This is a genomic window from Actinomadura sp., from assembly GCF_044508335.1.
Lineage (GTDB): Bacteria > Actinomycetota > Actinomycetes > Streptosporangiales > Streptosporangiaceae > Spirillospora.
Genome location: NZ_JBIQHY010000226.1, coordinates 1 through 2960, shown reverse-complemented (window position 1 = coordinate 2960; position 2960 = coordinate 1). Strand labels below are relative to the sequence as shown.

The 2960-nt window shown below is 75.5% G+C and carries 4 protein-coding genes; all 4 read left to right on the top strand.

The window, feature by feature from the left end:
* Nucleotides 1-129 precede the first annotated feature (129 nt).
* The 4 genes from ACIWVC_RS34420 to ACIWVC_RS34405 all read left to right on the top strand — a co-directional run bounded on the left by ACIWVC_RS34420 (nucleotide 130) and on the right by ACIWVC_RS34405 (nucleotide 2895).
* A complete protein-coding gene (locus ACIWVC_RS34420) occupies nucleotides 130-294 on the top strand; it encodes a response regulator transcription factor (protein WP_396455189.1) in 165 nt (54 codons plus the stop codon).
* Nucleotides 295-374: 80 nt separating this feature from the next.
* On the top strand, nucleotides 375-1322 hold the full coding sequence (locus ACIWVC_RS34415; protein WP_396453231.1) for an ABC transporter ATP-binding protein: 948 nt from the start codon (nucleotides 375-377) through the stop codon (nucleotides 1320-1322).
* Entirely contained in the window at nucleotides 1319-2104 is a 786-nt protein-coding gene (locus tag ACIWVC_RS34410; protein WP_396453233.1) for an ABC transporter permease, read from the top strand. Before ACIWVC_RS34415 ends, ACIWVC_RS34410 begins: the two co-directional genes overlap by 4 nt.
* Nucleotides 2101-2895 (top strand): ABC transporter permease, encoded by a 795-nt coding sequence (locus ACIWVC_RS34405; protein WP_396453234.1) that lies wholly within the window; start codon nucleotides 2101-2103, stop codon nucleotides 2893-2895. The genes ACIWVC_RS34410 and ACIWVC_RS34405 overlap by 4 nt, the downstream gene beginning before the upstream one ends.
* Nucleotides 2896-2960: the final 65 nt, after the last annotated feature.

The following is a 2960-nucleotide window of genomic DNA, read 5'->3' as shown; positions in this document are numbered from 1 at the left end:
CGGCGAGACCGCCGAGGGCGAGCGCTTCGGCCGGGAGGGGCTGGAGCTGGCCCGCCGCGTCGCCGAGCGGGCGCGCCGCGCGGGCCTGGCCGGGCCGTCCGGCGGGCCGCTGACCGCGCGGAGTCGGAGGTGATCCGGCTGCTGGCGCGGGGCCGCTCCAACCGGGAGATCGCCGAGGAGCTGGTCATCTCCCCCAAGACCGCCAGCGTGCACGTCTCCCACATCCTCGCCAAGCTCGGCGTCTCCTCCCGCGGCGAGGCGGTCGCGGCCGCCCGCGACCGCGGCCTCGCCTAGGGGCCTCCCAGAAGACCCGCCCGGGAGATAAGCCGCCGGCTTATGGCTCGCGGCCCCTCCTTACGGCGACGGTCGGAGGCATGGAAGCCGCCGTGCACACCTCCGGGCTGCGCCGCGTCTACGAGCGCGGCCGCCGGGATCCCGTCGTCGCCCTGGACGGCCTGACCCTGTCCGTCGGGCAGAACGAGATCCACGGGCTGCTCGGCCCGAACGGGGCGGGCAAGACCACCCTCATCAAGATCCTTTCCACCGTGCTGCTGCCGTCGGGCGGGTCGGCGCGGATCCTCGGCCACGACGTCGTGGACCGCACACGCGCCGTCCGGTCGCTGGTCGGGCTGGTCCTCGGCGGCGACCGGGGCCTCTACGACCGGCTGTCCGCCCGCCGGAACCTGCTGTTCTGGGGCGCGCTGTACAAGCTCGACGCCCGCACGACCCGCCGCCGCGCCGGCGCGCTGCTGGAACGGGTCGGCCTCGCCGACCGCGCGGACGACCGCGTGGAGCGGTTCTCGCGCGGCATGCGGCAGCGGCTGCACCTGGCGCGCGGCCTGCTGCACGAGCCGCGGGTGCTGTTCCTGGACGAGCCGACGTCCGGGCTCGACCCGGTCGCGGCGGGGGCGTTCCGGCGGCTGGTCCTCGACCTGCGCGCGGAGGGCCGCACGTTCCTGCTCGCCACGCACGACATGGACGAGGCCACGGCGCTGTGCGACCGGGTGACGCTCATCGACCGCGGCCGGATGCTGCTGAGCGCCGACACCGCCCGGGTCGGGAGGTTCCTCGGCGAGCGGGAGTGCGTCGACTTCACCCACCCCGACCCGTCCGTCGCCGGCGCCCTGGCCGTGCTGCCGGACGTGCTCGACGTCGAGCGGCGGGACGGGGCCGCCTGGCGCGCCCACACGGCCGACCGGGACGGCACCCGCCGCGTCCTCGCCTGGCTGCTGGACCGCGACGTCCTCACCGCCCGGCGCGGCGAGCCGACGCTCGAAGAGGTCTACCTCCGCACGGTCGGCGACCGCGGGATGCGGGTATGAGCGCGCCCCGCGCGATGTGGCGCGCGATGTGGCGGGCGGTGCTGCTGCAGGCGGCGCTGTCGCGGCGCGAACCGGAGCACGCGCTCATCCTGCTCATCGCGCCCATGCAGACCACGACGATGCTGGCGCTCACCGTGACGGCGGACCGCCCGGACGTCGTCGCGAACGCCGTGCTGGCGCCGGGCCTGATCGGGCTCTGGGTCGCCGCGCTCGACTACGCCGGGCGCATCGTCCCCGAGGACCGCTGGGCCGGCCGGTTCTCCCCCATGATCGCGGCGCCCGTGCCGCTCGGCCCGGTGGTGGCCGGGCGGGTCGCGATGGTCGTGCTGGTGGGCGCCGCGGCGTTCGCGGAGTCGTGGCTGGTGGCGGCGGTCGGTTTCGGCCGGGTCGTGGCGGTCGCCGACCCCGCGCTGTTCGCGCTCGCGGTCGCGGTCACCTGCCTGGCGACGATCGGGACGGCGACGCTCCTGTCGGCGGTGCTCGTGGTGTCGCGGGCGCGGGACGTCCTGCAGAACTCCCTGGGCTACCCGTTCTACATCCTCGGCGGGATCCTCGTCCCGGTCGCGGCGCTGCCCGGCTGGCTGCACCCGTTCAGCCGGGTGGTGTTCCTGTCGTGGAGCGCGGAGCTGCTGCGCGGCGCCGTGCGCGGCGATGCGGACGGCCGGCCCTGGTCGGTCGCGGCCGTCCTCGGGCTGGGCGCGGCGGCCATGGCGGCGGGGCTGTGGCTGACGCGCCGCTACGTCGACCGGGCCCGCGGGCGGGGGACGGTGGAGTTCGCATGAGGCACGTGCTCCGGATCGTCCGGGAGGCGCTGATCCTGGGGTTCGCCGAGATGAGCGCCGTCTACACCTGGCGGACATGGACGTTCGGGTGGCTGATGCGGCTGCTCTGCCAGGCAACGTTCTACGCGCTGCTGGGCCGCTACGTCGGCGACGAGGCCACGATGAGGTACGTGCTGGTCGGCAACATCGTGGTGCTGGCCTGCATGGAGTCCACCATCGTGGTGATCTCGCTGGCCGGTGAGCGGCGCATGGGGACGCTGCCGCTGCTGGCCATCGCGCCGTCCGGGCACCTGCCGGTGTACCTCGGGCGGGGGCTCCAGTGGACGGTGACGGGGCTGGCCAGCTCGTCGGTCGCCTGGCTCGTCCTGCCGCCGCTCCTCGGCGTCCCGCTGCCCTGGCCGCGCGCCGGCTGGGCCATTCCGGTCGTCCTGCTCGTCCTCGTCAGCAGCTACGGGTACGGGTGCGCGCTCGCGGGCATCGCGCTGCGGCTGCGCGGCGTCGAATGGCTGGTGCTGAACCTCGCCTACGGGATCGTGATGACGTTCGGCGGCGTGAACGTCCCCGTCGGGGTCTGGCCCGCGCCGCTCGAATACGCGGCGCACGCGCTGCCGGTCGTCCACGGGCTGGAGGCGGTGCGCGGAATCCTCGGCGGCGCGCCCGTCGGCCACGTCATGGGGCTGCTCGGCGCCGAGGCCCTGGTCGGCGCCTGCTGGTACGCGGTGGCCGCGCTGTCGATGGACCGGCTCGTGTCCGCCGGACGCCGCGACGGCGGCCTCGACTACGCGGGCTGACCGGCGGGCCGGATCGAGTAGGAGGGCCGGGTCGCCCGGCCCTCCTCTCACACCACCGGACATGC

What these genes read in the sequence shown, in the direction of transcription:
- ACIWVC_RS34410 (WP_396453233.1), top strand. Translation starts at nt 1,319, where the DNA reads ATGAGCGCGCCCCGCGCGATGTGGCGCGCGATGTGGCGGGCGGTGCTG.
- ACIWVC_RS34405 (WP_396453234.1), top strand. Translation starts at nt 2,101, where the DNA reads ATGAGGCACGTGCTCCGGATCGTCCGGGAGGCGCTGATCCTGGGGTTC.
- ACIWVC_RS34415 (WP_396453231.1), top strand. Translation starts at nt 375, where the DNA reads ATGGAAGCCGCCGTGCACACCTCCGGGCTGCGCCGCGTCTACGAGCGC.